The organism is Actinoallomurus acanthiterrae (assembly GCF_054775715.1).
Window position 1 is genome coordinate 3086423 of record NZ_BAAHCO010000001.1, and the last position, 23983, is coordinate 3110405.

Below are 23983 nucleotides of genomic sequence, written 5' to 3' on the forward strand. Positions count from 1 at the left end.
GGTCGGTTCAGACCTTGACGACGCCGGCGATCACGTCCCGGATCACGAGCGTCGCGGCGCCGCGCGGGCCGTTCCAGTGCTGGTCGTCGGGGATGAGCTGGAAGGCGTCGGCGGCCAGCGCGATCATCGGATGGTCCTCGACGACCTGGTACATCGCGTGGTGGTACTCGTCGTTGACCAGAACGAGCTTCCGGTCGTCGGCGCGGGAGGGATGGAGTTGGTCGCCCGTGATGACGATCGTTCCGGGGTCCTTGGTGAGCCAGATGCTCGTGATCGCCCGTCCCATGGCCTGGCCGGCCGCGGTGAACGCTTTCCGAGCCGTGGGATCGCCATCCTCCGCCAGGCGGCGAGCGGTCTCCTGGTCGACGCCGAGTTCCTTCGCGATCGGGCCGAGCGTGGCGACGGCCTCCAGGCACCCACGGCCCTTGCAACGGCAGCGCGGGCCGTTGGGCACGACGGTGAGGTGGCCGGGTTCTCCGGCCGCGCCGGTCACGCCTCTGTCGATCTCCCCATGCGACATGGCCGCGCCGCCGACGCCGTCGTCGTAGACGTGCAGGACGTAGAAGGACTCCCGGCCGCGTCCGACGCCGAACCATCGCTGCGCGATCCCCAGCGCGTTGGCGTCGTTCTCGACCACGGTGTACAGGCGGGTCGCGTCGCGCAGCCGCTGCCGAAGCTGGACCGGGGGCGTCCACTCGCCGCCCAGCCGCAGGTTGGGGGAGCGGACGACGGTTCCGGTGTTGCCGTCGATGTGACCGCCGAGCTCGACGCCGAGACCGAGGAGCGGGCGGTCTCGCGGAGCGTCGTCGCGATCGTTGAGCAACGTGGCCGTCAGCCTCTCGACCAGCTCCCGCCCGCTGTCGACGATCATGTCCGGATCGATCGGCTCGTCGGGATCGAGCCTGTCGGCGGGGAAGGACAGCACTTCGAGTCCGGTGACCGGTTCGCCGTTCAGGTCGGTCACCAGCCCCTGCACGCCGGTGGGGAGGATCTCGACTCCGGCGATGTAGTGCCGCCGGTTGTTGACGCGGAGCGGGCGAGGACGCCGGCCGCGTACGGCTCGTTCCGCCGACTCCTCCTGATAGATCAGCCCGCTGGCGGTCAGCTCTTTCAGGACGTTCAGCACGGTGCTCTGACCGAGACCGGTGATCTCGGTCAGGTCCTTCGCCGACGGGCCGTCGGAGATCACGATCTCTTCGAACACGCGCTGCCGGTTCCGCCGGCTGACCAGCATCTGACTGGTCGTCTTCTCGCCGCCGTACCTGCGCACGGCCCTCTTGCGCTCCGCGGGCGAGATCCCCCGGCCCCGCGGTGGAATCCCATCCATCTAGAAGAACCTCCAGATTGTGTCGATGATGTAGGTGAACGCGCCGCTGAGAGCGCTGACAATGACACTGACTACGACGCCAAAAGCGACCTTCCGGAGGAAGTGCCTGGTCGAAGACCGAATGATCGCCGGGACGCGACTCTTCCGGCGCGCCGGGCGGCTCGTCGTACGGACGATCTGCCCGTCCCGCGGCTCGACGGCGACGCCGCCGCCCGGACGTACGGTCCGGCCCGCGAGCGACGGCGGGATGCGCGCGTTCATCGGGTCACCTCCGAGACGAGCAGGCCCGCCAGGACGCCCGTGCCGATGGAGCGTGCGACGGTGCATTCCACGGCGGCGTCCCTGGCCAGGCCCTGGGCGTCCTGGGGGAGGAGCAGCACGCTCCGGTCGTCGGCGAGGAGGATCCGCCCGCCACGCCCGCGGCGTGGCTGCTTCGCCACCGTGCCGGCGTGGCGCTGGTCCGCCTCCACGTCGTCCGCCCTGGTCCAGTCGAGGACCAGGCCGTCGCGATAGCGCACGTGCTCGTCGGTCTCGTACAGGACGAACCGGAAGGTGCACCGGCTCAGCGCGTACGAGGACGGCGGCACGGCCGGTTCGAAGCCGGTGACCGTACGGCCGATCGGCACCGACCACCAGGAGGCGGCCACCCTGCCGTCGGATATGGCTTGCAGCGCGCAGTACCTCAGGGTTCGCGCACGGGTCGCGACCTCGACGTCGTGCTTGAGGGGCCGCACTTCGGGCATCGCGGCGCCGAAGCCGTGGGCGATGCCCACCAGCCATTCGACTCCCTGGCGGGCGTCGAGCACCGCCGCGTGCACCCGGGTCGTCCTGACCATGGTCCGCATCTCGTGTCTCCTTGCTCCGGGTCTTGGAGCGGGCCGGTGCCGTCCATCGCACCGTTGACCTGCGGATCGTGCCGTGCCGGTCGACGACCACATGTCCAGGAGATCTCCGCTAGAAGAGGATCACACTTGTTGGGAGCATACCTCTCCGCGACATAGTTTCCAGAATTTTGAGTCGAAAGCTGAGTTATTTCTGCCCTGAAGGGTGCTGAGTAAGCTCCGATCTCGACCTTGGAAGCCGGGTGAGAACCCATCGAGTCGGCTCTGACCAGCAACTGGGCCGAGCCGGTGCGCCGGCGGCCCTACTCCCGGTGAGGTAGCCGGGCGTCCGGGCGCCTACCGTGCGGGGCGCAGTGATGGTTCGTCTCGGTGTGCGACGACGGCCGCCGGAGCACGCGGAGAGCCTTTCCGGAGCAAACGAGCTCGAGGAGAGGCGCGATGAGAGACGAACCGGCGGCCCGCGCGGTGGCCGCGACGAAGGTGTACGGGGCCGGTGACGCGGTGGTGCGGGCGCTCGACGAGGTGACCGTCGACTTCCCCGGCGGGCGGTTCACCGCGATCATGGGGCCGTCCGGGGCGGGGAAGTCCACGCTGATGCACTGCGTCGCCGGCCTGGACGCCGTGACGTCCGGTCAGGTCTTCATCGGCCAGGTCGAACTCGGCGAGCTGACGGACCGGCAGCTCACGTGCCTGCGGCGGGAGCGGGTCGGCTTCGTGTTCCAGTCGTCCCGGCCCTTTAGCTTCAGGGCCGGGAGGAATCGCTTCTGTTGTGCACGGCGCGCTAGCGCCGCCTGAGTGGTCGGTTGGGCGGTGATCGTCAGAGGTGCCCCGCCACAGGAGGCGGCGACGTAGGACGGGGCCACAGGCGACCGTCCCACCGGTGCTTCGACAGGCGGGCGCGGTATTCCTGCCGGAGGAGGCAGGTGGAGACGCCTTTGAGATTGATGACCAGGCGGGAAACAGCGATCTTGGGCGGGTAGTGCACGAGCAGGGGGACGTGGTGGGTTTCGCTGTTGATTTCGGAGAGTTGCGCACCGGTGTCGGTGTGTGCTTGTAGTGTCACTGGTCGTGAAGTTGGTGGTGCAGGTGAAGCTGGTGCCGACGCCGGTGCAGGCGGCGGCGTTGGCGGCGACCCTGCCCGTATGTAACGCCGCGGCGAATGAGGTGTCGGCGGTCGCGTTCGAGGAGGGTGTGTTCGCGCGGCAGAAGCTGCAAAAGCTCGTCTACGCGGATTTGAAGGCGCGGGGATTGTCGGCGCAGCCGGCGTTACATGTGATCCGTAAGGTCGCCGACGCTTACACCGCCCTGCGCGCTCAGATCGAGGCGGGCCTGCTGGGCGGTGAGCATTCGCGTCGGCGTCGAAAGGCGGAGTCCAAGCCCATCGGTTTTCGGGCTGATGCGGCCCAGCCGTTCGATGACCGGTGCCTGTCCTGGCAGATGGACGCCCGGACCGTGTCGATCTGGACCGTTGCCGGGCGGATCCAGGGCATCGCCTTCACCGGCGAGCCGGGGCAGCTGAAATTTTTGGCGGCTCATCGCAAGGGCGAGAGTGACCTGGTCCACCGCGATGGGATGTTCTTTCTGATCGCGACGTGTGAGGTCGAAGCGGCCCCGCAGTTCGAGCCGGCTGATTGGATCGGGGTGGATCGGGGGATCGTGAACCTGGCCACCACCTCCGACGGGGACAACCACCAGGGCAAGGGCCTACAGCGGTATCGCCGACGGCAGGCCCGGTTGCGTGCCGAGCTGCAGGCCAAGAAGGCTGCGGGGAGCCGGTCGGCGGCCCGGCGTCTGGCCCGCCGGTCGGCGCGGGAGGCGCGGCACGCCTCGAATGAGAACCACAAGATCAGTAAGGCGATTGTGGCCGTTGCCCGACGCACCGAACGCGGTGTCGCACTCGAGGAATTGAGTGGGATACGCGATCGGGTACGGCTCAGGCGGCACCAGCGGGCCACGCTTTCGTCTTGGCCGTTCCATCAGCTCGGTGAGTTCGTTCAGTACAAGGCGCTGCGGGCCGGGGTGCCGTTCGTGGAAGTGGACCCGGCCTACACCTCTCAGCAGTGTCCGGTGCCCTGGTGTGGGCACACCATGCGGGACAACCGGCCCGACCGGGATACTTTTTGTTGTCGTCGGTGCGGGTTCGCTGGCCCTGCCGACGTCATCGCCGCCATGAACATCCGGAGACGGGCGTGTGTGGCGTGGGCATTCGTCAGCATGCCCGTCCCTGACCCTGACTCCAGGGGGAAGGGAGATGCGACCCCGGCGCGACGGCCAGCCGCGACGGGGAGCGCAACAAGGCGTGAACGCCCGAGCAGCACGCCCGGCCGTTCACGACCGAGAAGCTGACCCTGGTCCCGGCCCTGAACGCATGGGTGATCACAAGCGCGAAGATCATCGTAGGCTGTTTCGTACCTCGGCCGCGGGAAATGAAGGATGCGCTGATGAGTCTCGGGAACACCGAGCCCTGGATCCTTGAGGAACTGCTGGACGGGCCCCGCTCACGTACGGCATGGCGGGAGCTCTGCCCGCTCCTGGAAGGTCTGACCGCAGAGGAGCTGGACGCCGTCGCTCCGCGCCTGCGCGCCTGGCCTCCCGAGGTACGGACGATGCCGGACGCGTGGTGGGCGAGCATGCTGGCCGGTGAGTCCCGTCCCTGTCACCGCCTGGCCGCGACCCGCAGGCTCGGCCGCCTGCACGACGTGGAGTTCGGACGCGTGCCCGCCTTTCCGGAGGCCGAGGCGGACTCCTATGAGGAGGACAACGACTACGACGACGTGGACGGAGAGGCCTCCTTCTTCTACAGCGCCACCGCGGTCGCCGCCCTGCCCGGCCTGCGACGCGTCGTGCTCGGCGCGACGGCCGAGTGGCACCACAACGGCGGCGACATCGTCGGCTGGAGCACGGTCGACGGAGAGCCGCTGATCACGTACCTGGACGGCGGGGACTATCACGACAACCCGGTCGCCATCCAGGTGTCGCCGGACGGCGGGGTCGTCGCCACCTCGGTGGAAGGCCGATGGTTCGCCTGGTCGGCGGCGACGGGGGAGCGGCTGTGGACGCTCGGCTCCCGCCGGCCTTGGTCGGGCCGGATCGCGCCTGGCTCCGAAGCCGAGGGCGACGAACTAGAGGGCGACGAACTAGAGGACGACGACGATTTCGACGAGGACGACGCGGAGGTCGAGGAGGACGAGGAGGGCGGGCGCGGCTCGACGTGCTTCTCCTTCAGCGGAGACGGCCGGCTGCTGGCCGCGGGGCGATACGCGGGCGGAGCGGTCGTCGTTCTGGACGTTCCCACCGGCCGGGTCCTGGTGGGCGGCCCGGACGACGCGATCGACGGGCGCGGGCCGGTCGCGCTGGACGCGTCCGGGCGGCTCCTGGCCTACGTACGGGACGGGGCGCGGGTGGTGGTCCGGGAGGCGACGAGCGGGGGCGCGGTGCTCGCCGAGGCGGACACCGGGCTGGCCGACGTGATCGATCTCGCCATGGCCCCGGACGGCGGGCAACTGCTGGCCGTGGGCCCGGATGGCGACGACCTCCCCGCGGCCTGCCGGCTGACCTTCGACGCCACGCCCGCCGGGGCGTCCCTCGAGCCGGCGCCCCTGGCGCGCCCCCGCGGTAGGGAGTTCGCGCCGTTGAGCGCGGGCTGGACGTCGTGGCACACGGCGTGGACGGTGCGAGGCCCGCTGGCCCATCTGTCCATCCACGGATCCGGTGGCGTGCTGTTCGACGGCGACGGGCGGGTGCTGCTGACCGAGCCGTCACACCGTGTCGTCTCGTTCACCCCGGACGGGCGCGCGTTGATCGGCGTGACCATGGTCGGTGAGGACAACCTCGACCCCGTCGACGTCTGGTTCCTCGAGGCCTTGGGCTGACGGACGCTCGACCGTCTTCGGGTATCGGTGAGCGCTGTTCCCTGACGTTGGGCGTCATGGAATTGCCGGTGTTTACCCGGCGCGTGCTGGAATTCGCCCGAGGTCTGACACGTTCTCACGGACATTGACGCGTTGAGGAGGGCTTTGTGGCCGAACAGAGTGAGCTTTACACGCTGGCCGAGGAGATTCCCGAGTTGGACCGGCCCGTGCTCGTGTACCACCTGGACGGTTTCATGGACGCCGGGCGTGCCGGGCGGCTGGCCGCCGATCACCTGAAGACGCTGGGCGCGGAGCGGATCGCGACGTTCGACGCCGACTCGCTGATCGACTACCGGTCCCGGCGACCGCCGATGATCTTCGACACGGACCGCTGGGTCGACTACGAGGCTCCTGAGCTGGCCGTGTACGCGTGTGAGGACGCCGTCGGGGTGCCGTTCCTGGTGATGACCGGACCGGAGCCGGACCGGGCGTGGGAGCAGTTCACCGCGGCGGTGATCTCCCTCGGCGAGCGGCTCGACGTCCAGCTGGCGATCGGCGTGCACGGCATCCCCATGGCGGTGCCGCACACGCGGGAGACCGGCCTGACGCCGCACGGCAACCGACCCGACCTGCTGGGGGAGCACCCGGCGTGGATCAACCGGGCCGAGGTGCCCGGGAGCGCGGCCGCGCTGATCGAGTACCGCATGGCGGAGGCCGGGCGCGACGCGATCGGGTTCGCGGCGCACGTGCCGCACTACCTCGCCCAGGCGGCGTACCCGACGGCCGCGATCGCGCTGCTGAACGGCATTAACTCCGCCACCGGGCTGATGTTCCCCACCGCGGACCTCGACGAGGCCGCGGCGGAGGCGCGTAAGCAGATCGACGGCGAGGTCGCCGCCTCCGAGGACGTCGCGGAGGCGGTGCGCAACCTCGAGGCGCAGTACGACGAGATCATGGAGGCGGGCCGGAACAGCCTGCCGCTGGCTGGCTCACCGGCGCGGATGCCGGACGGCGAGGAGATCGCCGCGGAGTTCGAGCGGTTCCTCGCCGAACAGAACGATCAGTAGGCCCGGCTGATCCGGCGCAGTGTCCTTCGGGGGCCGCTGCGCCGGATCGTTGTCTCACGGGGTACGGGCGGGGTCGGCCACGGTCGGCGTGCCGCCCTCTTTGTGCGCGCGGCGGGCGTCCTCGATGAACTCCCGCGAGAACATGGCGGACAGCACCGCCACGCCGGCGCGGTTCACGCGGATCTCGCCGTGCCGGATCCGCCCACTGAGGTGAATGCGGCGGCCCGGCGTCTCGACGGCCGCCCCCTCCGCGTCCTTGACCTTGCCGCGGCCGAGCCACTCCAGGTCCCAGTGGTCGATGACGGCGTCGTCGGGGACGAGCAGCTTGACCATCGCGTGGTCGAGGTCGACGCGCACCTCGATGTCGCCGTCCGGGATGCGGGGCGAGCGCAGGTCCAGGACGACGCTGCCGCGGCGGCCGCGGACCTCGAAGTCGCGGCTGGTCGTCCAGTGGCCGAGGTGCTTGACGGAGTCGTAGTGGGCGTGGACGCGGACGGTGTCGGTGCTGGTGGCGTTCATCGCGGTTTTTCCTCCTCGGAAATCGGGCAACGCCGAGACAGTTAGCTCTCTCTTCAAGAGCTTCTCGATATGAGAGATAATACTCGATGCCGAGGCCCTGTCAACGGCCGTCCCTGCCGGGAGGTCGTCCGGTCAGGCCCGTACCACGGATGACGCCGAACACGGAAGAGGCCGTGCATATCCGGACCGATCCGGGGAACCATCCGGCCACCCGGAGCCCCGGATGAAAAGGATCGACATGCACGTCACAGGCATCATCACCGCCATCATCATCGGCCTGATCATCGGCGCGTTCGGCCGGCTGGTCGTTCCCGGCCGTCAGCACATTCCGATCTGGCTCACGATCGTCATCGGCGTCGTCGCGGCACTGATCGGCACCGCCATCGCCGGTGGTCTCGGCGTCGCCGACACCAAGGGCGTCGACTGGATCGAGCTGATCATCCAGATCGGCCTGGCCGCCGTCGGCGTGGCTCTCGCCGCGGGCATGTACGGCCGCCGAGGGGTGCGCTGACCGCCGATCTCCAACGCCGCGGGCCGCGCGTCATGCCGACCGGCCCGCGGCGTCCACGCGCGGCGTCCACGCGCGGCGTCCACGCGCGGCGTCCACGCGCGGCGTCCACGCGCGGCGTCCACGCGCGGCGTCTAGGTGGCCGGTCCCGCGATGCGGCCGCGGAGCAGGTCGACGAGCGTCGCATGTACGTCGGTGAGAGGGCGCGCGGGCTGGAGTGTGCGCCAGTCGAGCGCGACCGTCAGCACCATGCCGAAGACCGCCGACGCCGCCATGCCGACGTCCAGGTCGGCGCGGAGATCCCCGTCGGCGACGGCGGCGCGCAGCACGTCGGCGATCACGCCGACCGCGCGCTCCCGGATCAGCCGCGCCGTCGCCTGCCAGTCGCCGCCCGACCGCCAGGTCTCCGCGAGCAGGAGCCGGGCGAACGCCTCGTATTCCCCGATGAAGGCGAGTTCCGCGCCGACCACGGCGTCGAGCGCCTCCAGCGGAGGACGGCCCTCGGCGGCGGCACGCAGCGTCTCGGCGAGCCGCTCGATGCCGTACTCCAGGAGTTCGCCGAAGAGCGCGGCCTTGCCGGCGAAGTTGTAGTAGACGGTCCCCTTGGCGACTCCGGCCCGCTCGGCGATCTGGTCGACGGTCGTGGCGGAGTAACCGTGCTCGGCGATCAACTCGACGGCGGCGTCGTACAGGCGTTGCCGCGTGCGTTCCCGTCGGGTGGGCATGATCTCCCTACAACTTGAGCACGGGGTGCAGGCGCTTGAGCGTCCACACGCGTTCGTGGCGAACGGTGAGCATGGTCAGTGCCAGGCCGCCCAGAAGGTAGGCCAGCAGCACCGCACAACACTCCCATACGGTGGTCATCGGTCCGCCGCTGATCAGATGGCGGAGCGCGGTGACCACCCAGCCCATGGGCAGGATGGGGTGCAGGGCCTGGAAGAACCTCGGGCTGGTCTGGATCGGGTACGTCCCGGCCGACGAGGTCAGCTGGAGCATCAGCAGCACCAGCGCGATCACCCGTCCGACCGGCCCGAACTTGCCGTACACGAACTGCACCACGGCCATGAACGAGGCGGCGGTGAGCACCAGGAGCCCGATCATCCCGGCCCAGCGCACGGCCGTCAGCCCGAGGGCGAACTTCAGCACGAGCAGCAGCACCGCGACCTGGGCCACGCCGACCAGGACGGCCGGGAACCAGCCGGCGAACGCCACCCGCCACGTCGGCGCCGCTGCCGCCAGCGCCCGGGGGTTCAGCGGGCGTAGCACCATGTAGACGAACATCGCGCCGACCCACAGGGCGAGGGGGACGAAGAACGGCGCGAAGCCGGTGCCGTAGTCCGGGGCGGGGTTGGACTTCGCCGTCGCCAGGCGTACGGGGTCGCTCATCACACCGGAGCGCTGGTTCCGCTGGTCCTTGGTGTAGTCGGGGACCTGTCCGGCCCCCTGGTTCAGGCCCTTGGCCAGCCGGTGGGCGCCGCTGGACGCCTGGCTCAGCCCGGACTCCAGCTGCTGGGCGCCGGTGTAGAGCCGGCCGAGCCCGGAGTCCAACTGCGCTGCTCCGGACTGCAGCTTCCCGAGGCCCTGCGACAGCTTGACCTCTCCGGCGTAGGCGGTGCCGATGCCCTGGTGCAGGGTGACCAGGCCGGCCGCGACCTGGTGCGCGCCGTTGTTCAGGCGGTGGATGTCGTGCCGTGCCTGCTCGACCTTGCCGGCCAGGTGCGGTGCCTCCGAGGCGAGCCTGCGGGCGTCGGCGGCCAGCCGCCGGGCCTGCGCGGCGACCCGGCGCAGCTCCCCGGTGTGCGCCCGTACCTGGGCGTTGACCTCCTTGGCGGTGGTGAGCACCGTCGTGGCCGCCGAGCAGGCGGGCGCCGCCTCCGGACGCGTCTCGGCGAGCGCGCAGATCGTCTTACGGGCGGCGGCGGCCTGGCGTACGGCCTGTGCGGTCTGGCTCGGGAGGGCGTCGAGGGCGGTGGCAGCGGCGTCCGCGCCTTGGGCCACGAGCAGGGCGGCGTTCCTGATGTCGTCGGGGTGCCCCCGCAGTACGGGCAGCAGCTTGTCGGTGACCTGGTCGAACGTCGTGGTGAGCCGCTGGGTCCCGGCGGCCACCTGCGCGCTGCCCGACTGCAGCTTCGCCGCGCCGGAGTCCAGCTTGGCGAGCCCGGCCACCAGTTGGTCGGCGCCGCTCTTGGCGGTGGCGAGCCCGCTCGTCAGCTGACCGGTGCCGTCCTTGGCCGTCCCGATGCCCTTCCGCAGCTGGGCGGCGCCGCTCTCGGCCTTGTCGATGCCCTGGGCTAGCTTGTCGGCGCCCTCCGCGGCCTGCTGGAGCTTGTCGTGCAACTGCCCGAACGAGACGAAGATCTGGTCGAAGTACCCGTGGACGGCACTGGACGCCGCAGCCGCCTTGATCTCGTTGAAGGCGGCGTTCGCGATCGTGCTGGCGATGTAGCTGTTGGCGTCGTTGAGGTGCACCTGAAGGGCGGCCGGCTGTGGCGCGTTCTGCTGGTCCTGCGGGGAGGCGAGACCGGAGCTGAAGCCGGCCGGGATCGTGAGCGACATGTAGTAGCGGCCGTTCGCGACGCCGTCGGCGGCCGTACGGTCGTCGACCTCGTGCCAGTCGAAGATCTTGCGCCGTTCCAGCTGGTCGGCCAGCTCCTGCCCGGCGTTCACGGTCTTCCCGCCGACGGTGGCCGGCCTGTCGTCCACCACCAGGGCGACGGGAAGCCGCGAGATCTTGCCGTACGGATCCCAGAACGACCACAGGTACAGCCCGGCGTACAGCAGGGGCAGCATCACCAGCGCGACGACCGCGAGCCGGGTGAGCTTGGCCCGGGCGAAGCGTCGCAGCTCCAGCCCGGACAGGGACACGGAGGGGAACCTCACAGCACGACCTCCAGGTCGGCGAGGTCGGAGGCGGGGGCGGCGTCGACACAGCTCGCGACGATGGTCACACCGGCCTGCGCCGTGAGGGCGCGCAGGGACTCCCACATCTCGCGCTGATGGTCGCCGCGCATCCCGCGGTCGATGTCGTCGAGGACGAGGAGCCGCGGCCGGTCCATGAGGGCGAGCGCCGCGCCGAGCAGATGCCGGTCGCGCGGACCGAGATCCCCGGTCGGCGTGCCGGGATCGAGCGCGAGTCCCACCGGGGCGAGCGCGGCGGCGACCTCCCCGTCCCGCCTCGCCGGTCGGTGGGGGAGGAGCCCGGCGCGCAGGTGCCTGCGCTCGAAGACGTGCTCGGCGACGGTGAGCGCGTCGTCGAGCTCGTTGACGCCTTCGGTCTCGCCAAGTGCCGCGACACGCTGGATCGCGGTCGGCGTCGCCTTCCCGGCGACCGTGACCTCTCCGGAGCCGGCACGCATCCGGCCCGCCAGGGTGAGCAGCAGGCAGGTGCGGCCGGTTCCGGCCTCGCCGGAGACCACCGCGAGCCCGCCCTCGGCCAGGGACAGGTCGACGTCGCGGTACACCCAGCCCCGGGAACCCTTCAGCGACAGCCCACGGGCGGTCACGAGCGGCGCGGGGGATCGGCGCTCGGCCGGCTCCAGCGGGCCTGAGTCCAGCGGCTCCGTCGCGGTGCCTTCGGGGTGAGTGTTGCCTGCCACCGTCATCCCTGTTCGTTTTTATACTGACTGGTCAGTTCAAAAATACCGCGTGACGATGGGAGTCAAAGCGAGATCTGTGGTGACATGACTCACCTGTGGGGCGTCGCCTGCCCTCCGATCCGGGACGCAAACCGGCACCACGGCCGCCGATGCCGTACGCGGCCGTCGGCGCGTGAGGTGAGCCAATGCCGACCCACCGCGGGTGAGCCAATGCCGACCCACCGCGGCCGGGACGCGACGGCGAACTGGCCAAGGCCCTGCTGGACATCGCCGGCCTGCTCCGCGATGGCGCGGCCGTTGTCATCCACTGCTCGGCGGGAATCCACCGAACGGGGATGCTCACCTACGCATTGCTGCGGGCCACGCGGTCGACCAGCGGCGAGGCCAGACTGACACTGGCGCGGCTGCGCGCCCGCACCGCCGACGAAGTAGGCGATGAGCGTCTCACGTGGCCCGAACACCTCTGCGCCACGATGAGCCGGCCCTGATCGATCCGCCGGTGGTTTCCCGGGTGCTGTCGCATGGTCGGCTCCCGGTCAGGCGGGCGGCTCCGCGGCCAGGGTGTCGAGGACCTGCTGGCCGTACTTGGCGAGCTTGCTCTCGCCGACACCGCTGACGGAGGACAGCTCGGCGAGGGACGCCGGAGCGCGGGTGGCGATCTCGCGGAGCGTCGCGTCGTGGAAGATGACGTACGCGGGGACGCCCTGCTCCTTGGCGGTGGCCGCGCGCCAGGCGCGCAGGCGCTCGAAGACGGGAAGGGCCTCCTCCGGCAGCTCGGCGGTGGCCGCGCGTGCCTTGGCGGCCTTGGCCGCCTTGGGCGCCGTACGCACGGGGTCGCGTCGCATGCGGATCTGCCGTTCGCCGCGCAGCACATCCGCGCTGGCGTCGGTGAGCACGAGCGTCCCGTAGTCGCCCTCGACGGCCAGCAGGCCGTGGGCCAGGAGCTGGCGGACGACGCCGCGCCACTCCACGTCGCTCAGCTCGGTGCCGATCCCGAACACCGTCAGGGCGTCGTGGTCGTGCTGGATGATCTTCGGGGTCTTCTTGCCGAGCAGGATGTCGACGATGTGACCCGCGCCGAACTTCTGACGCCGCTCGCGCTGCAGCCGCACGATCGTCGACAGGACCTTCTGCGCGGCGACCGTGCCGTCCCACGACTCCGCCGGAGACAGGCAGGTGTCGCAGTTGCCGCACGCGGTGCCCTCCTGGCCGAAGTAGCCGAGGATCTGGACGCGACGGCACTCCACGGTCTCGCACAGCGCGAGCATCGCCTCGAGGTGGGCGCCGAGCTTGCGCCGGTGCGCGGCGTCTCCTTCGGAGGTGTCGATGAGCTTCCGCTGCTGGACGACGTCCTGCAGGCCGTACGCGAGCCAGGCGGTGGACGGCATGCCGTCGCGCCCGGCGCGGCCGGTCTCCTGGTAGTAACCCTCGACGGACTTGGGCAGGTCGAGGTGGGCGACGAAGCGCACGTCGGGCTTGTCGATGCCCATGCCGAACGCGATGGTGGCGACCATCACCACGCCGTCCTCGCGCAGGAACCGCGACTGGTTCGCCGCGCGCGTGGCCGGGTCGAGCCCCGCGTGGTACGGCAGCGCCGTGACGTCGTTCTCCACGAGGAAGGCGGCGATCTTCTCCACCGAGGCGCGGGACAGGCAGTAGACGATGCCGGCGTCGCCGGGGTGCTCGGTGCGCAGCAGGTCCAGCAGCTGCCGCTTGGGCTCCTTCTTCGGCGCGATGCGGTACTGGATGTTGGGCCGGTCGAAGCTCGCGACGAAGTGACGGGCGTCCTCGAGCCGCAGCCTGGCCGAGATCTCCTGGTGCGTCGCCGGGGTGGCGGTCGCGGTCAGCGCGATCCGGGGCACGTCGGGGCGGCGCTCGTGCAGCACCGACAGCGCCAGGTAGTCCGGCCGGAAGTCGTGCCCCCACTGCGCGACGCAGTGCGCCTCGTCGATGGCGAACAGCGACACGTCGGCGCCGTCGATCAGCCGCAGCGTCGACTCCAGGCGCAGCCGCTCCGGCGCGAGGTAGAGCAGGTCCAGCTCGCCCGCCGAGAACGCCGCCTCCACCGCGCGCCGCTCGTCCGGGTCCTGGGTGGAGTTGAGGAACCAGGCGCGCACGCCGAGGGCCCGCAACGCGTCGACCTGGTCCTGCATCAGCGCGATGAGCGGTGAGACCACGACGCCGACGCCCTTCCGGACGAGCGCCGGGATCTGGTAGCACAGCGACTTCCCGCCACCGGTCGGCATGAGTACGAGCGCGTCGCCACCGGTGATGACATGCTCGATGATCTCCTGCTGGCCCTCCCGGAACTCCTCGTAGCCGAAGACACGCCGCAGGACCTCGGAAGCCTCGCTCATCGGGAAGTCGTCTTGGGGGGAAGCCATTTCGCCACCCTATGAGGAACCACACCCCCCAGGGCTCGGAAACTCGCGGGCTGTGGACGACCCTAGGTGGAATGATCTCCCCATGGACGTTCCCGAGCTGGTGGAGACGTGGCGGCGCATCATCATCGGCGACCACAAGTCGTGGGTGCTGTTCGCCAACGGCACCTGCGTGATCCTCATGGAGCCCGAAGAGGATCTCGCCGCCCAGGCCACGGAGATCCTGCGGGAGTACGGCCCCGTCAGCCGGCGGCACTCCGGCCGGTGACTTCGGGACCATCACCCTCGACCCGGGGCCGGGCTGGGTGGTGTACGGCCACCACAACGACGTGCTGACCTACGTCGCGCCCGACGAGCTGTCCGGCGACGACGAGCCGTCCGACCTGGCCATCGGGCTGTACGGGCGGAGCAAGCGGGGTCAGGACGGCGACGAGCTACGCGTCGTGCACGTTGAGGACCGGCGCGCCGCCTGAGGGCACCCGAGTCCGCGGAGATCGTTCAGGATTTCCAAACGGCCATGACGGTCACAACCCGTGTAGGGTCGCGCGTCGCGTGCGTGGCCGCTACGGCGTTGGAAGAGCGGCCCGCCATGCCGGGAGGTCGCGCGTCGCGTGCGCGGACGCTACTCGGCCAGGGCAGGCTCCGGTCGCGCGTCGGCGGCGGTCTCAGGCGCAGGTCGCTGTCGAAGCATGATGAACGAGATCAGTGCCCCGGCGACTCCCACGAGTCCGGCGACGGCGAGGAGTGCCGCGATGCCGTTGGCCGCCGCGGCGTGGACTGCCTGGTCGACAAGCTGACGTGAGCCTGCGGGCGCTGAGCGCAGCAGGTCGGCGCTCCGCGCACTGGCGACGTCGTGCGCGGCCGGGCCCGCGGATTCGATGTGCCGACCGGCGAGGGTGTGTTGCGCGCCGGCGGTGAAGACGCTGCCGAGCAGCGCGATGCCGAACGCGACGCCCGCCTGCCGCGCGGTGTAGATGGCGCCGCCGGCCATCCCGCCGCGCTGGGCCGGCACCGCCGCCGTGCCGGTCGAGCTCAGTGGCGGCGTGGCCAGGCCGACACCGAGCCCGACGACGAAGAAGCCGGGCAGCAGCGCCGGCCACGACGCCCATGCGTGCACGAGCGCGCAGCCGAGCAGGTCACCGACGCCGACGAGCAGGATCCCGCTGCCGATCACCCGGCCCGGCCGCAGGCGGTGCATGCCGCGCCCGAGCGAGGCCGAGACGGCGAACGCGGCTCCGGACATCGGCAGGGCGACCAGACCAGCGGTCACCGGCGACAGGCGCAGGACCGACTGCATCCAGATCGAGGAATAGGTCAGCGACACGTACGCGGCGAAGTTCAGCAGGAGAGCCGCGATGAGCGCGCCGCTGAAGACCCGGTTGCGCAACAGGGCCGGCTCGAGCAGCGGCTCGGCGATCCGCGTCTCGACGACCACGAACGTGAGCAGCAATGCCGCACCGGCGCAGAGCGCCGGCCAGCAGCTCGGGTGCATCCGTCCCAGACCAAGTCCGTGGGGCGCGCGCTGGCACGGATGCCCGAAGTGGGCTTCGCCGCCGCCATGTCCGGGAGGAACAACCTCCAGGCGCTCGTCCACTGCCGGGACCTGGACGAACTCTTCGAGTTCACCTCCGACCGCGTCGGAACCCTGCCCGGTGTGGAGTCCGCCGAGGTGAGCCCCATCCACCGCCAGATCAAGCAGGCCGGAACGCTCGTGACAGGCGACCGACTGCGGGAAGGGCCGCCTGAACGCGCCCAAGGCCCGTCCAGGTCTCGCCGAAGGCCGGCGAAGAGCGCCTAAGGCCCCGAAGGCCCGCGACGAGCGCCGAGGTCCCGCGAAGAGCGCCTAAAGCCGGCGCAGGCGCGCCGAGGCGGCCGTCAGTGCCGCGTCGGTCTCCTTGGCGAGGATGCCGACGAGCTCGCCGGCGGGTACGTCCCGGGCGAGTGTGTGCGCTTCGCAGGCCCAGAGGTTCACCAGGTCGGGGTCGCCGGCGGCACGCGCGGCCTTGCGCAGCGGCGCGGTGACGTGGTGGATCTCGGGGTAGGCGACGGGCGCGTCGTCGCTGTGCTCGTCGAGGAAGCGGTTGAGGATGCCGCGTGCGAGGCGGCCGGAGAACGCACGCGTCATCGCGGTCGGGACGGAAGAGGCCAGGGCCTGCCGGTGCACCGGAGCGGTGCCGGCCTCCGGGCAGCGGAGGAACGCGGTGCCGAGCTGCGCCGCCGACGCTCCGGCGGCCAGTGCCGCCGCGACGCCGGCCCCGGTGGCGATGCCTCCGGCGGCCACCAGCGGTACGGCGACCGCGTGCCGTACGAGCTGCAGCAGGGACAGCAGGCCGATCCCGTCGGCGCGGCTGTCGGGGTCGTCGACGAAGGCGGACCGGTGGCCCCCGGCCTCGGCGCCCTGGACGACGAGCGCGTCGGCGCCCGCTCCGACCGCGTGGACGGCCTCGTCCTCCCGCGTGACCGTCACCCACACCTCGCTGCCGACCCCGTGGAGGCGCTCGATCACGTCGGGGGCGGGGCAGCCGAAGGTGAACGAGACGACGGTGACGGGTGTCTCCGTCAGGAGGCCGAGCTTGGGCCACCAGTCGTCGTCCTCGAAGCGGGGCTCGCCGAGCGGCGCGCCGACGCGTGCCGCCTCGTCGGCGAGCCCGGCGGAGTACCGCGCGAAGGTCTCGGGCGCCGTCGGACGGCCGGGGACGAAGAGGTTGACGCCGATGGACCGGCGGGTCAGCCCACGCGTCTCGTCGAGGCGGGCCCGCAGGGTGTCGGCGGTGAGATCAGCCGGCGGCGAGGAAGCCGAGCCCGCCCGCCTCACTGACCGCCGCGGTCAGCCGCGGGGTGGACGGGCCTCCGGCCAGCGGCGCCAGCACGATCGGCACGGGCAGTTCGTCGAGGATCATCCGTCCTCCGTTCGGCCGGGATCGGGTCCGCCGGCCGCGTCCGGTCCGTGGACCCGGTCCGCGGGTCGGGTTCCTGGTAGGGTCCGCCGGTCCGGGAAGCCCGGTCCCTGAGTCCGGTCCGCCGGTCCGGTCCGGGAGACCCGGTCCGTGGGTTCGGTCAACGAACCATCGTACGGGACTGACCTCGGCGGCGAATATCCGACCTTCGTCCGGGTATCGGTGGGCACGTCCCCCGTTCGCTCGCCCCAGGGAAAGGCGCAGATGCTGTTCGTAACGAAGCGGCGCCGTACCGGACATCGGGTCTCCCGGCCTTTCGTCGCCCGGCTCATCCGGTGGCTGTGGGTCCTCATGGCGCTCGCCGTGGCCGTGGTGTTCGCCGTCGCGCTCGCCCGGCTGACGTTGCGCCCGGTGCCCGGAGCCGGAAGTCAGGTCCACGACAATCCTCACCCGGGGGCCACCCTGCGGTTCTACCTGGACCGGCCGAGCGTGAAGGAGGCGGTCCTGGAGATCGGCGGTAACCTGGCGCTCCTGATGCCGCTCGGTGTCCTTCTGCCCGTCCTGTTCGCCGGCCTTCGCGGCCTGGTCCGCCTGACCTTGGCGGCGGCGCTGATCTCCCTGGGCATCGAGGCGGTGCAGGGCCTGCTGATCACGGGACGCACGTTCGACATCGACGATGTGATCCTCAACACGGTCGGTGCGACCCTCGCCTATCTCCTGGTGGGCCGGAGGTTCGCCCGATGGGCGCATCCCGGTTGAGAGATTCCGGAAGACGAGTTCGTGATTAGTCCCTGACTTCTCATATGCTTGTCACGTGACAACTTCGGCCACCGCTACCGACGTGACCGCCGGGGTGGCCGGTTCATACCGTCTCCTCCGGATCAGGCACGGTCCGATGACCCACGGCGACGAGGCCTGAGACACACCGTCCCGGCCGCGTATCTCGCGTGGGGCGGGTAGCAGATCACGAAACAGACATCGACGAATCCGGAGGAGATGATCAAGTGACGGTAGCGGGCACCAGCGGTACGGCCGCGGTCGCGGACCTCCTGCGGGCGCGGAGGGAACAACTGGCGCAGCAGTGGGTGGACCTCACGCTGTTCCGCGCCGTGTACACGTCCGGTCGCGATGCCGCCGTGAGCGTCGCGCACCGCCTGGTGGACGCCCTGGCCGAGGTGGCCCGCGACGGCCGGGTCGACGACGTCGCCCTTTCCGCCCTCGGCCCGGTGCGTGCCCTCCTGGCGCAGATGATCGCCGCGCGGGCCAATGCCGGGTCCTCGCCGCTGCAGATCGCGGCGGAGGTCGCCGAACTGAAGCAGCCGGTGATGGCCATGGCCGGCCGCGAGCTCGCGGACCTGGATCAGGGCGCGGCGTTGATCGCCGCCGCCGACCTCATGGGCACCGTCCGGCTCGTGGGCATGGAGATCTCGCTGAGCGAGGAGGGCGCGGTCGTCTCCCGGCAGCGCCAGCAGTTGCTCGAGGTCGCCACGCCGGTCCTGAAGCTGTGGAACAGGGTGGTGGCGGTCCCGCTGATCGGCACGCTGGACAGCGCCCGTACCCAGGTCGTCATGGAGACGCTCCTCGAGGCGATCGTCGACCAGCACGCCGCCGTCGCGATCCTCGACATCACCGGTGTCCCGCTCGTCGACACCGTGGTCGCCCAGCATCTGATGAAGACCGCCCTGGCCGTCCACCTCATGGGCGCCAAGTGCGTGGTCAGCGGCATCCGCCCCCAGATCGCCCAGACCATCGTCCAGCTCGGCATCGACCTCGGCGACATCACCACCCGGGCCACGCTGGCCGACGCGCTCGAGTGGGCCCTCGGGCAGGTCGGCACCAGCGTCGCGGCCCAGGCGTGAGCGCGGCCGGTATGGAGCACGTATCCCCGCATCGGCCCGGTACGGAGCGCCTGTCCCTGCAGAGGATCGGTGACGTCCTGCTGGCGAGCATCCAGCAGGAGCTCACCGACTCCCTGGCGGTCGCCCTGCAGCGGGATCTGACCGAGGCGGCCGCCACGGGCATCCGCGGTGTGGTCATCGACATCTCCCAGGTCGCGGTCGTCGACTCGTTCCTGGCCCGCGTCCTGGCGGAGATCGCCGCGGCGACCCGCGTCCTGGCGGGACGTACGGTCGTCTGCGGCATGCGGCCGTCCGTGGCGATCACGATGGTGGAGATGGGGCTCGGCCTGCCCGGCCTGCGCACGGCCAGGTCGCTGGAGGACGCGCTCTCGATCCTCGAGGCCGACGAGGTGGGCCCGTGACCACCGCGGCGGTGACGACCCTGCCGATCACCAGCGACATGGAGATCGCCGGTGTCCGCCAGGCCGTCCGCGAGGTCGCGGTGGCGGCCGGCTTCAGCCTGGTCGAGCAGACCAAGCTCGTCACCGCCGCCAGCGAGCTCGCGCGGAACACGCTCGTGCACGGCGGAGGCGGCCGGCTGGAGATCACGATCTTGGAGCAGTCCGGGGGCCGGGGTGTCCGGCTGCGGTTCAGCGACCAGGGCCCGGGGATCGCGGACGTGGAGGCCGCGCTCGCCGACGGGTACACGACCGGGCACGGTCTCGGCCTGGGGCTCGGCGGGTCGCGCCGGCTCGTACAGGAGTTCTCCATCGACACCGGTCCTGGACGCGGGACGACGGTGACGGTGGTGGCGTGGCCGCGCGGAGTCCGGGGATTCTGACGGTGAGTCTCCGCACACAGGTGACCGCGGGCTGGAACATCCCGGTCTCCGATGAGAGCCAGGTCCACGGCGCGGTGGCCGCGACCACGGTCGCCGCCGCGACGGCGGCGCTGGACGCCGGGTCCACCGCCCGTTGCCAGCTGCTCGCGACCGAGCTGGCGACCAACCTCGTCAAGCACGCGTACGGCGGCCGGCTCCTGATCTCCGCGTCCACGCCCGGGGCGGTCCAGATCCTGGCGGTCGACCGCGGTCCGGGCATCGCCGACGTCTTCGCGTCGATGGCCGACGGCTACACGACCGCCTCGTCGCTCGGCGGCGGACTGGGCGCCTGCCGTCGCGCGGCCGCCTGCTTCGACCTGTACAGCCGACCGGGCGAGGGCACCGTGGTGCTGGCCCGCGTCGGTCCCGGCGCCGTCGAGGGCACGGACGCGGCCGAGGTCGGCGGGGTGATCACCCCGCATCCCGCGCAGTCCGTGGTGGGGGACGGCTACGGCCTCGCGTGGGAGGGCGACCGGCTGACCGCCGTGGTCGTCGACGGCCTGGGGCACGGCGACGCCGCCGCCGAGGCCCGGCAGGCGGCGCTCGACATGGCCGGGCGGCACACCATCACCGACGCCGCCCTCCTGCTCCGTGAGCTGGACGCCGGACTGCGCACGACCCGGGGAGCGGCGGCGGCGGTCGTCCAGGCCGACGGCTGGGCGCGGCGGCTGACCTTCGCGGGGGTGGGGAACGTGACGGGGCGGCTGTTCCCGCCGCGTGAGGGCCGTACGCTCCTTTCCATGCCCGGCATCCTCGGCGCCGGCGCCCCCACCCGTTCCCCGCGACTCGACTCGGCCGACTGGACGGCGCCCGCCTTGCTCGTCCTGCACAGCGACGGTGTCAACGGCCGCTGGACGGCGGAGGACCACCCCGGAGCCGGCCATCACCACCCCGCCGTCCTGGCCGCGCTGATCTGGCGGGACGCGTGCCGGGGCAACGACGACGCCACCGTGGTGGTGGTCAGGACCCCGACGACCAAGGACCCTCGATGAGGCAGCGGATCCACCACGGTCCGGTCACGGACGCCGGCGCCGCGCTCGCCTCGGTCGCGGCCGCGGTCGTCCGGTACGGCGTGGCCGTCGACGAACGCGCGCGCTACCTCGCCTCCGTCGCCCGGGCGCTGCGCGACCACCACCCCGACGGCACGATCGAGCTGATCCTGGCGGGCGACCGGCTCCAGGCCGTGGTCACGGCCGGGGAGGCAGGGGGTCCGGCGGTGAGCCTGAGCGTCGCCGTCGCGCCCCCCGACGACGCCGACACCGCGCAGGACGCGACGGCGCTGCTCGACCATCTCATCGAACAGCACGCCATGGTCGAATGGTCCCGGGGCGAGCTGGAGCAGACCAACAAGGGCGTCGTGGCGCTCCACGCGGAGCTCGCCGAGAACGCCGAGCGGCTGCGCCGGGCGAGCGAGCTGCAGCAACGCTCGCTTCGCGCCGAGCGCGCGGCCCGTGCGGCGGCCGACGCGGCGCGGGCCCGGCTGGCCTTCCTCGCCCACGCCGGCGCGACCCTGTCCGAGTCGCTCGACCACGGAACGGTCCTGGCCCGGCTGCGCGCGCTCGTCGTCCCTCGTTACGCGTCGGCGGTGACGGTGTGGCTGGCGCGCGCGTCCGGCCCACTCGAGCCGTTCCCGCCCCCGCCGGCCGCCGCGGCGCCGTCGCCGTACGTCGAGAAGGCGTATGTCAGCGGCCGTATCCAGCACGCCGCCGTGGACGCGGACGGCGCGGAGCGGGAGAAGGACGTCGACCTCACCCCGGGCCCGGAGCCGATCCTGGCCCTGCCTCTCATCTCCCACGGGGGCACGCTCGGCGTGCTGGAGGCGAGGGCCGCCGCGCCGTTCGGCGCCGAGGACGTCACGATGTTCCGCGAGCTGGCACGGCTGACGGCGGCGGCGATCGACAACGCGCTGCGCTACGAGCACGAGCGCGACGTCGCCGAACGCCTGCAGCGCGCCATGCTCACCGACCTGCCACAGGCCGCCCGGGTGGAGTTCACCGCGCGCTACCTCCCCGCCGAGGCGGGCCTCAACGTCGGCGGCGACTGGTACGACGCGTTCGAGCGCCCGGACGGCGAGGTGATCGTGGCCGTCGGTGACGTCACCGGGCACGGCCTGCAGGCGGCCTCGCTGATGGGCCAGCTGCGCACCGCCCTGCGCGCGTACGCGATGGACGCCGAGGGCCCCGGCGACGTACTGACGCGCATGCATCGCATGCTGTCCCACCTGCAGCCCGAGGACCTGGCCACCGCCGTGCTCGCCCAGATGTCGCCCGACGGACGCCTCCGCTGGTCCAACGCGGGACACCCGCCGCCGCTGCTGCGCTCACCGGACGGTTCCGTGACGGTTCTGGACGGCCATGACTTCCTGCTCGGCATGCCGTTCGAGAGGGCCGCGCTCACGGAGCACGGCACCCGGCTGCCACCGGGGGCCGCCGTCATCTTCTACACCGACGGGCTGATCGAACGCCGCGCCTCCAGCCTCGACTTCGGCATCGAACGGCTCGCCGAGGCGTTCGGGACCGCGGAGGGCGATCTCGACCACGTCGCTGACAGTGTGCTGGAGGCCATGCTGAGCGACAGCGTCCGCGAGGACGACACCTGCCTGCTGATCTTCCGCGCGCTGCCGGAGCCGGTGAGCGACGCGGGCCTCGTCGGGGAGCCGTTCCTCTCGAGCCGGGGGTCCGAGGGATGACCGGGGCGGCCCCGCGTCGGTGATCGCGAGGCCGCCCGGGCCGGGTCAGTTCACCGTGAGCGTCTCGGCGACGGGAATCGGGCTGTTCGGGGTGCACGTGGCCGTGATGTTGCCGACAAGCACGACGTTCGCCTTGATCGAGACGTTGCCGCCCGCGATCTGGTCGGTTCCCTTGGCGGTCGGGGTCCAGTTACCCGCGACGTCGGCGGTGACGGGCTGGTTCGCGGGGATCGAGCCGCCGGACCCGGTGGCCTGGAAGGACGCGGTCTGCGCCCCGCTCACGTTGGCGGTCAGGGTGGCGCTCCAGGAGTTGATCGCCAGGGGCGACGACAGGCTCGTCGCGATGTGGGCCGTGAAGTGGGTCGAGGTGCCCGCCGTCGTCGGGTTGGGCGACGCGGTGGCGGTCCCGTTGACCGTGATGTTCTGCGTCCCGAGGATCGAGTTGCAGGTGTACGAGGCGCTGAAGGTGGACGCGCTCGCCGGTGCCTGTGCCGCGACGACGCCGAGGCCGCCGAGTGCGATGACCGTGGCGGCGGTGGCCGCGCGCCGGCCCAGGGACTTGCTCATGGGGGACTCCTTCCGGCCCGGGAGATGGCGGGGGAGGTCTGACCCGGGCCTCTCACTTATCTGTAACAAGCCCGTAATCTCCGTCAACTTACTCATGAGTAAGTTTCACGTTCTGTGTGGAAAAGTGAGCGTGAAGGGGCCCCGCACCATCACATTGGTGCGGGGCCATCGCCGGTGGCGCCCGGTCGTCGCGGACCCGCGGGGTGCGGCGACCGGCCCTCCTAGCGGCTGTCCGGGCTCAGCACCAGCAGTCGTCCCAGCAGTCGTCCCAGCCGCCCCACCAGCCACCGCAGCCGCCCCACCAGCCGCAGGTGGCCAAGTGCGTGACCGCGTGAGGGGCGCCGCTCACCGTCTGGGCGCCGGCGGGTGCCGCGGCACCCATCGTCAGCGCGGTCGCTCCCGCAAAGGCCAGACCGGAGATGGCGAGCGCCATCCGCTTCGGAATCATCATCTGAAGCAACCTCCTTGGGTTGGCTTGTGGCGCGCCATGATCGACCACGCCAGGCAATTGGACTATTCGTGCCCGATCGCCACAAACCACATCACATGGTCAGTCGGCAAGAAGCAACCGCATCGGCCGAGATATGCCGATAATTGACTCTCATTCGCCATAGCTCATGTCTTGACTTTAATGCACAGATATGGCCACTTTATCCCCGGGGTTCCTGACCTCCGTGCGAGGCTGGACGGCGGCGCCCGCCCCGCGTGAGCAGCGGGATCAGGAGTCTGTCCAGCAGGGGGTGGGGGTCGTCGGACACGCCAATGTGCGGACTTCGAGGCAGGTCGCCGGAGGATATCGTCCGTCGCTCATTCCCGGAGATTCGCTCGCTTCCGCAGCCCATTAATCAATGGCATATCGCGGCATGAGGCGATTATCGGCCCGCAATGGGCGGGGAAGAGCATTGACGCTCTGCACAATGGAATCCTCATGCGCGGGGTTTCGGCCGGCCATGGAAGGCCAACGGAGTTCCCGCCACGATGCGGGGCGGCCCGTCGCCGCGGTCGGCGCACGGGACCAACG

The 23983-nt window shown here is 71.1% G+C and carries 29 protein-coding genes; 15 read left to right on the top strand and 14 right to left on the bottom strand.

The genetic code is table 11. The features are described 5' to 3' along the window. Positions 1–7: 7 nt before the first annotated feature. From ACYVF7_RS14985 to ACYVF7_RS14995, 3 genes are read right to left on the bottom strand one after another with little or no spacing between them, the layout of a single operon-like run. Positions 8–1327, bottom strand: a complete 1320-nt coding sequence (locus ACYVF7_RS14985; protein ID WP_460339924.1) for an ROK family transcriptional regulator — start codon at positions 1325–1327, stop codon at positions 8–10. Continuing rightward, entirely contained in the window at positions 1328–1588 is a 261-nt protein-coding gene (locus ACYVF7_RS14990; protein WP_460339927.1) for a hypothetical protein, read from the bottom strand. Beyond that, the gene (locus tag ACYVF7_RS14995; protein WP_460339931.1) at positions 1585–2172 is read right to left on the bottom strand and encodes a hypothetical protein; all 588 of its coding nucleotides are present in this window, start codon (positions 2170–2172) and stop codon (positions 1585–1587) included. The genes ACYVF7_RS14990 and ACYVF7_RS14995 overlap by 4 nt, the downstream gene beginning before the upstream one ends. 435 nt (positions 2173–2607) lie before the next feature. On the opposite strand from ACYVF7_RS14995, the gene ACYVF7_RS15000 reads away from it, so the two are divergent. Further along, positions 2608–2964, top strand: coding sequence for an ATP-binding cassette domain-containing protein (locus ACYVF7_RS15000; protein WP_460339934.1), 357 nt, complete (start codon positions 2608–2610; stop codon positions 2962–2964). 22 nt (positions 2965–2986) lie between these two features. On the opposite strand, the gene ACYVF7_RS15005 is transcribed toward ACYVF7_RS15000, so the two are convergent. Beyond that, positions 2987–3232, bottom strand: coding sequence for a transposase (locus ACYVF7_RS15005; RefSeq protein WP_460339937.1), 246 nt, complete (start codon positions 3230–3232; stop codon positions 2987–2989). 5 nt (positions 3233–3237) lie between these two features. Between ACYVF7_RS15005 and ACYVF7_RS15010 the strand changes: the two genes are divergently transcribed. The 3 genes from ACYVF7_RS15010 to ACYVF7_RS15020 all read left to right on the top strand — a co-directional run bounded on the left by ACYVF7_RS15010 (position 3238) and on the right by ACYVF7_RS15020 (position 7087). Beyond that, on the top strand, positions 3238–4515 hold the full coding sequence (locus ACYVF7_RS15010; RefSeq protein ID WP_460339939.1) for an RNA-guided endonuclease InsQ/TnpB family protein: 1278 nt from the start codon (positions 3238–3240) through the stop codon (positions 4513–4515). A 95-nt stretch (positions 4516–4610) separates the two neighbouring features. Continuing rightward, the gene (locus ACYVF7_RS15015) at positions 4611–6041 is read left to right on the top strand and encodes a WD40 repeat domain-containing protein (RefSeq protein ID WP_460339941.1); all 1431 of its coding nucleotides are present in this window, start codon (positions 4611–4613) and stop codon (positions 6039–6041) included. 146 nt (positions 6042–6187) lie between these two features. Next, positions 6188–7087 (top strand): proteasome assembly chaperone family protein, encoded by a 900-nt coding sequence (locus ACYVF7_RS15020; protein ID WP_460339944.1) that lies wholly within the window; start codon positions 6188–6190, stop codon positions 7085–7087. 54 nt (positions 7088–7141) lie between these two features. On the opposite strand, the gene ACYVF7_RS15025 is transcribed toward ACYVF7_RS15020, so the two are convergent. Beyond that, positions 7142–7606, bottom strand: a complete 465-nt coding sequence (locus ACYVF7_RS15025; protein ID WP_460339947.1) for a hypothetical protein — start codon at positions 7604–7606, stop codon at positions 7142–7144. A 238-nt stretch (positions 7607–7844) separates the two neighbouring features. Here ACYVF7_RS15025 and ACYVF7_RS15030 point away from each other — a divergent pair, with 238 nt between their 5' ends. After that, positions 7845–8117 (top strand): GlsB/YeaQ/YmgE family stress response membrane protein, encoded by a 273-nt coding sequence (locus ACYVF7_RS15030; protein WP_460339950.1) that lies wholly within the window; start codon positions 7845–7847, stop codon positions 8115–8117. 131 nt (positions 8118–8248) lie between these two features. On the opposite strand, the gene ACYVF7_RS15035 is transcribed toward ACYVF7_RS15030, so the two are convergent. From ACYVF7_RS15035 to ACYVF7_RS15045, 3 genes are read right to left on the bottom strand one after another with little or no spacing between them, the layout of a single operon-like run. Further along, positions 8249–8839: a TetR/AcrR family transcriptional regulator gene (locus ACYVF7_RS15035; RefSeq protein ID WP_460339953.1), complete on the bottom strand. Its 591-nt coding sequence runs from the start codon at positions 8837–8839 to the stop codon at positions 8249–8251. Between the two features lie 7 nt (positions 8840–8846). After that, positions 8847–10994 (bottom strand): YhgE/Pip family protein, encoded by a 2148-nt coding sequence (locus ACYVF7_RS15040; protein WP_460339956.1) that lies wholly within the window; start codon positions 10992–10994, stop codon positions 8847–8849. Next, positions 10991–11710: an ATP-binding cassette domain-containing protein gene (locus ACYVF7_RS15045; protein ID WP_460339959.1), complete on the bottom strand. Its 720-nt coding sequence runs from the start codon at positions 11708–11710 to the stop codon at positions 10991–10993. Before ACYVF7_RS15045 ends, ACYVF7_RS15040 begins: the two co-directional genes overlap by 4 nt. A gap of 275 nt (positions 11711–11985) precedes the next feature. On the opposite strand from ACYVF7_RS15045, the gene ACYVF7_RS15050 reads away from it, so the two are divergent. Further along, positions 11986–12198 carry a tyrosine-protein phosphatase gene (locus ACYVF7_RS15050; protein WP_460357927.1) on the top strand — a complete coding sequence of 71 codons (213 nt, stop codon included), beginning with the start codon at positions 11986–11988 and terminating at the stop codon, positions 12196–12198. 48 nt (positions 12199–12246) lie between these two features. Here the strand turns inward: ACYVF7_RS15050 and recQ are convergent, their stop codons facing one another. Further along, positions 12247–14094, bottom strand: coding sequence for a DNA helicase RecQ (recQ, locus tag ACYVF7_RS15055; protein ID WP_460339962.1), 1848 nt, complete (start codon positions 14092–14094; stop codon positions 12247–12249). 82 nt (positions 14095–14176) lie between these two features. On the opposite strand from recQ, the gene ACYVF7_RS15060 reads away from it, so the two are divergent. Continuing rightward, positions 14177–14359 carry a hypothetical protein gene (locus tag ACYVF7_RS15060; protein ID WP_460339965.1) on the top strand — a complete coding sequence of 61 codons (183 nt, stop codon included), beginning with the start codon at positions 14177–14179 and terminating at the stop codon, positions 14357–14359. A 37-nt stretch (positions 14360–14396) separates the two neighbouring features. After that, positions 14397–14564 carry a hypothetical protein gene (locus ACYVF7_RS15065; RefSeq protein WP_460339968.1) on the top strand — a complete coding sequence of 56 codons (168 nt, stop codon included), beginning with the start codon at positions 14397–14399 and terminating at the stop codon, positions 14562–14564. Positions 14565–14713: 149 nt separating this feature from the next. On the opposite strand, the gene ACYVF7_RS15070 is transcribed toward ACYVF7_RS15065, so the two are convergent. Further along, positions 14714–15583: an MFS transporter gene (locus ACYVF7_RS15070; protein ID WP_460339971.1), complete on the bottom strand. Its 870-nt coding sequence runs from the start codon at positions 15581–15583 to the stop codon at positions 14714–14716. On the opposite strand from ACYVF7_RS15070, the gene ACYVF7_RS15075 reads away from it, so the two are divergent. Next, on the top strand, positions 15578–15889 hold the full coding sequence (locus ACYVF7_RS15075; RefSeq protein WP_460339975.1) for an Lrp/AsnC family transcriptional regulator: 312 nt from the start codon (positions 15578–15580) through the stop codon (positions 15887–15889). The two genes, ACYVF7_RS15070 and ACYVF7_RS15075, sit on opposite strands and share 6 nt — an antisense overlap. A 45-nt stretch (positions 15890–15934) precedes the next feature. Here the strand turns inward: ACYVF7_RS15075 and ACYVF7_RS15080 are convergent, their stop codons facing one another. Both ACYVF7_RS15080 and ACYVF7_RS15085 read right to left on the bottom strand, forming a co-directional pair. Continuing rightward, positions 15935–16906 carry a nitronate monooxygenase gene (locus ACYVF7_RS15080; protein WP_460339978.1) on the bottom strand — a complete coding sequence of 324 codons (972 nt, stop codon included), beginning with the start codon at positions 16904–16906 and terminating at the stop codon, positions 15935–15937. Further along, positions 16869–16991 (bottom strand): nitronate monooxygenase, encoded by a 123-nt coding sequence (locus ACYVF7_RS15085; RefSeq protein ID WP_460339981.1) that lies wholly within the window; start codon positions 16989–16991, stop codon positions 16869–16871. The genes ACYVF7_RS15080 and ACYVF7_RS15085 overlap by 38 nt, the downstream gene beginning before the upstream one ends. Positions 16992–17252: 261 nt before the next feature. Between ACYVF7_RS15085 and ACYVF7_RS15090 the strand changes: the two genes are divergently transcribed. From ACYVF7_RS15090 to ACYVF7_RS15115, 6 genes are all read left to right on the top strand, one after another. Further along, positions 17253–17747 (top strand): VanZ family protein, encoded by a 495-nt coding sequence (locus tag ACYVF7_RS15090; protein ID WP_460339984.1) that lies wholly within the window; start codon positions 17253–17255, stop codon positions 17745–17747. 245 nt (positions 17748–17992) lie between these two features. Further along, on the top strand, positions 17993–18847 hold the full coding sequence (locus tag ACYVF7_RS15095; protein WP_460339988.1) for an STAS domain-containing protein: 855 nt from the start codon (positions 17993–17995) through the stop codon (positions 18845–18847). Positions 18848–18858: 11 nt separating this feature from the next. Then, positions 18859–19248 carry an STAS domain-containing protein gene (locus tag ACYVF7_RS15100; RefSeq protein WP_460339991.1) on the top strand — a complete coding sequence of 130 codons (390 nt, stop codon included), beginning with the start codon at positions 18859–18861 and terminating at the stop codon, positions 19246–19248. Further along, complete coding sequence (locus ACYVF7_RS15105) at positions 19245–19667, top strand: ATP-binding protein (RefSeq protein ID WP_460339994.1); 423 nt, start codon at positions 19245–19247, stop codon at positions 19665–19667. The genes ACYVF7_RS15100 and ACYVF7_RS15105 overlap by 4 nt, the downstream gene beginning before the upstream one ends. Positions 19668–19669: 2 nt before the next feature. Then, complete coding sequence (locus tag ACYVF7_RS15110; protein WP_460339997.1) at positions 19670–20698, top strand: ATP-binding protein; 1029 nt, start codon at positions 19670–19672, stop codon at positions 20696–20698. After that, a complete protein-coding gene (locus tag ACYVF7_RS15115; protein ID WP_460340000.1) occupies positions 20695–22395 on the top strand; it encodes a PP2C family protein-serine/threonine phosphatase in 1701 nt (566 codons plus the stop codon). The genes ACYVF7_RS15110 and ACYVF7_RS15115 overlap by 4 nt, the downstream gene beginning before the upstream one ends. Before the next feature lie 45 nt (positions 22396–22440). Here the strand turns inward: ACYVF7_RS15115 and ACYVF7_RS15120 are convergent, their stop codons facing one another. Beyond that, positions 22441–22962, bottom strand: coding sequence for a hypothetical protein (locus tag ACYVF7_RS15120; protein WP_460340003.1), 522 nt, complete (start codon positions 22960–22962; stop codon positions 22441–22443). 238 nt (positions 22963–23200) lie between these two features. Then, positions 23201–23413: a hypothetical protein gene (locus ACYVF7_RS15125; RefSeq protein WP_460340006.1), complete on the bottom strand. Its 213-nt coding sequence runs from the start codon at positions 23411–23413 to the stop codon at positions 23201–23203. Positions 23414–23983: the final 570 nt, after the last annotated feature.

Coding starts and splice junctions, on each gene's coding strand:
- ACYVF7_RS14985 (WP_460339924.1), bottom strand. CDS start 1,327: ATGGATGGGATTCCACCGCGGGGCCGGGGGATCTCGCCCGCGGAGCGC.
- ACYVF7_RS14990 (WP_460339927.1), bottom strand. CDS start 1,588: ATGAACGCGCGCATCCCGCCGTCGCTCGCGGGCCGGACCGTACGTCCG.
- ACYVF7_RS14995 (WP_460339931.1), bottom strand. CDS start 2,172: ATGCGGACCATGGTCAGGACGACCCGGGTGCACGCGGCGGTGCTCGAC.
- ACYVF7_RS15000 (WP_460339934.1), top strand. CDS start 2,608: ATGAGAGACGAACCGGCGGCCCGCGCGGTGGCCGCGACGAAGGTGTAC.
- ACYVF7_RS15015 (WP_460339941.1), top strand. CDS start 4,611: ATGAGTCTCGGGAACACCGAGCCCTGGATCCTTGAGGAACTGCTGGAC.
- ACYVF7_RS15025 (WP_460339947.1), bottom strand. CDS start 7,606: ATGAACGCCACCAGCACCGACACCGTCCGCGTCCACGCCCACTACGAC.
- ACYVF7_RS15030 (WP_460339950.1), top strand. CDS start 7,845: ATGCACGTCACAGGCATCATCACCGCCATCATCATCGGCCTGATCATC.
- ACYVF7_RS15035 (WP_460339953.1), bottom strand. CDS start 8,839: ATGCCCACCCGACGGGAACGCACGCGGCAACGCCTGTACGACGCCGCC.
- recQ (WP_460339962.1), bottom strand. CDS start 14,094: ATGGCTTCCCCCCAAGACGACTTCCCGATGAGCGAGGCTTCCGAGGTC.
- ACYVF7_RS15060 (WP_460339965.1), top strand. CDS start 14,177: ATGGACGTTCCCGAGCTGGTGGAGACGTGGCGGCGCATCATCATCGGC.
- ACYVF7_RS15070 (WP_460339971.1), bottom strand. CDS start 15,583: ATGCACCCGAGCTGCTGGCCGGCGCTCTGCGCCGGTGCGGCATTGCTG.
- ACYVF7_RS15085 (WP_460339981.1), bottom strand. CDS start 16,991: ATGATCCTCGACGAACTGCCCGTGCCGATCGTGCTGGCGCCGCTGGCC.
- ACYVF7_RS15090 (WP_460339984.1), top strand. CDS start 17,253: ATGCTGTTCGTAACGAAGCGGCGCCGTACCGGACATCGGGTCTCCCGG.
- ACYVF7_RS15100 (WP_460339991.1), top strand. CDS start 18,859: ATGGAGCACGTATCCCCGCATCGGCCCGGTACGGAGCGCCTGTCCCTG.
- ACYVF7_RS15115 (WP_460340000.1), top strand. CDS start 20,695: ATGAGGCAGCGGATCCACCACGGTCCGGTCACGGACGCCGGCGCCGCG.
- ACYVF7_RS15120 (WP_460340003.1), bottom strand. CDS start 22,962: ATGAGCAAGTCCCTGGGCCGGCGCGCGGCCACCGCCGCCACGGTCATC.
- ACYVF7_RS15125 (WP_460340006.1), bottom strand. CDS start 23,413: ATGATGATTCCGAAGCGGATGGCGCTCGCCATCTCCGGTCTGGCCTTT.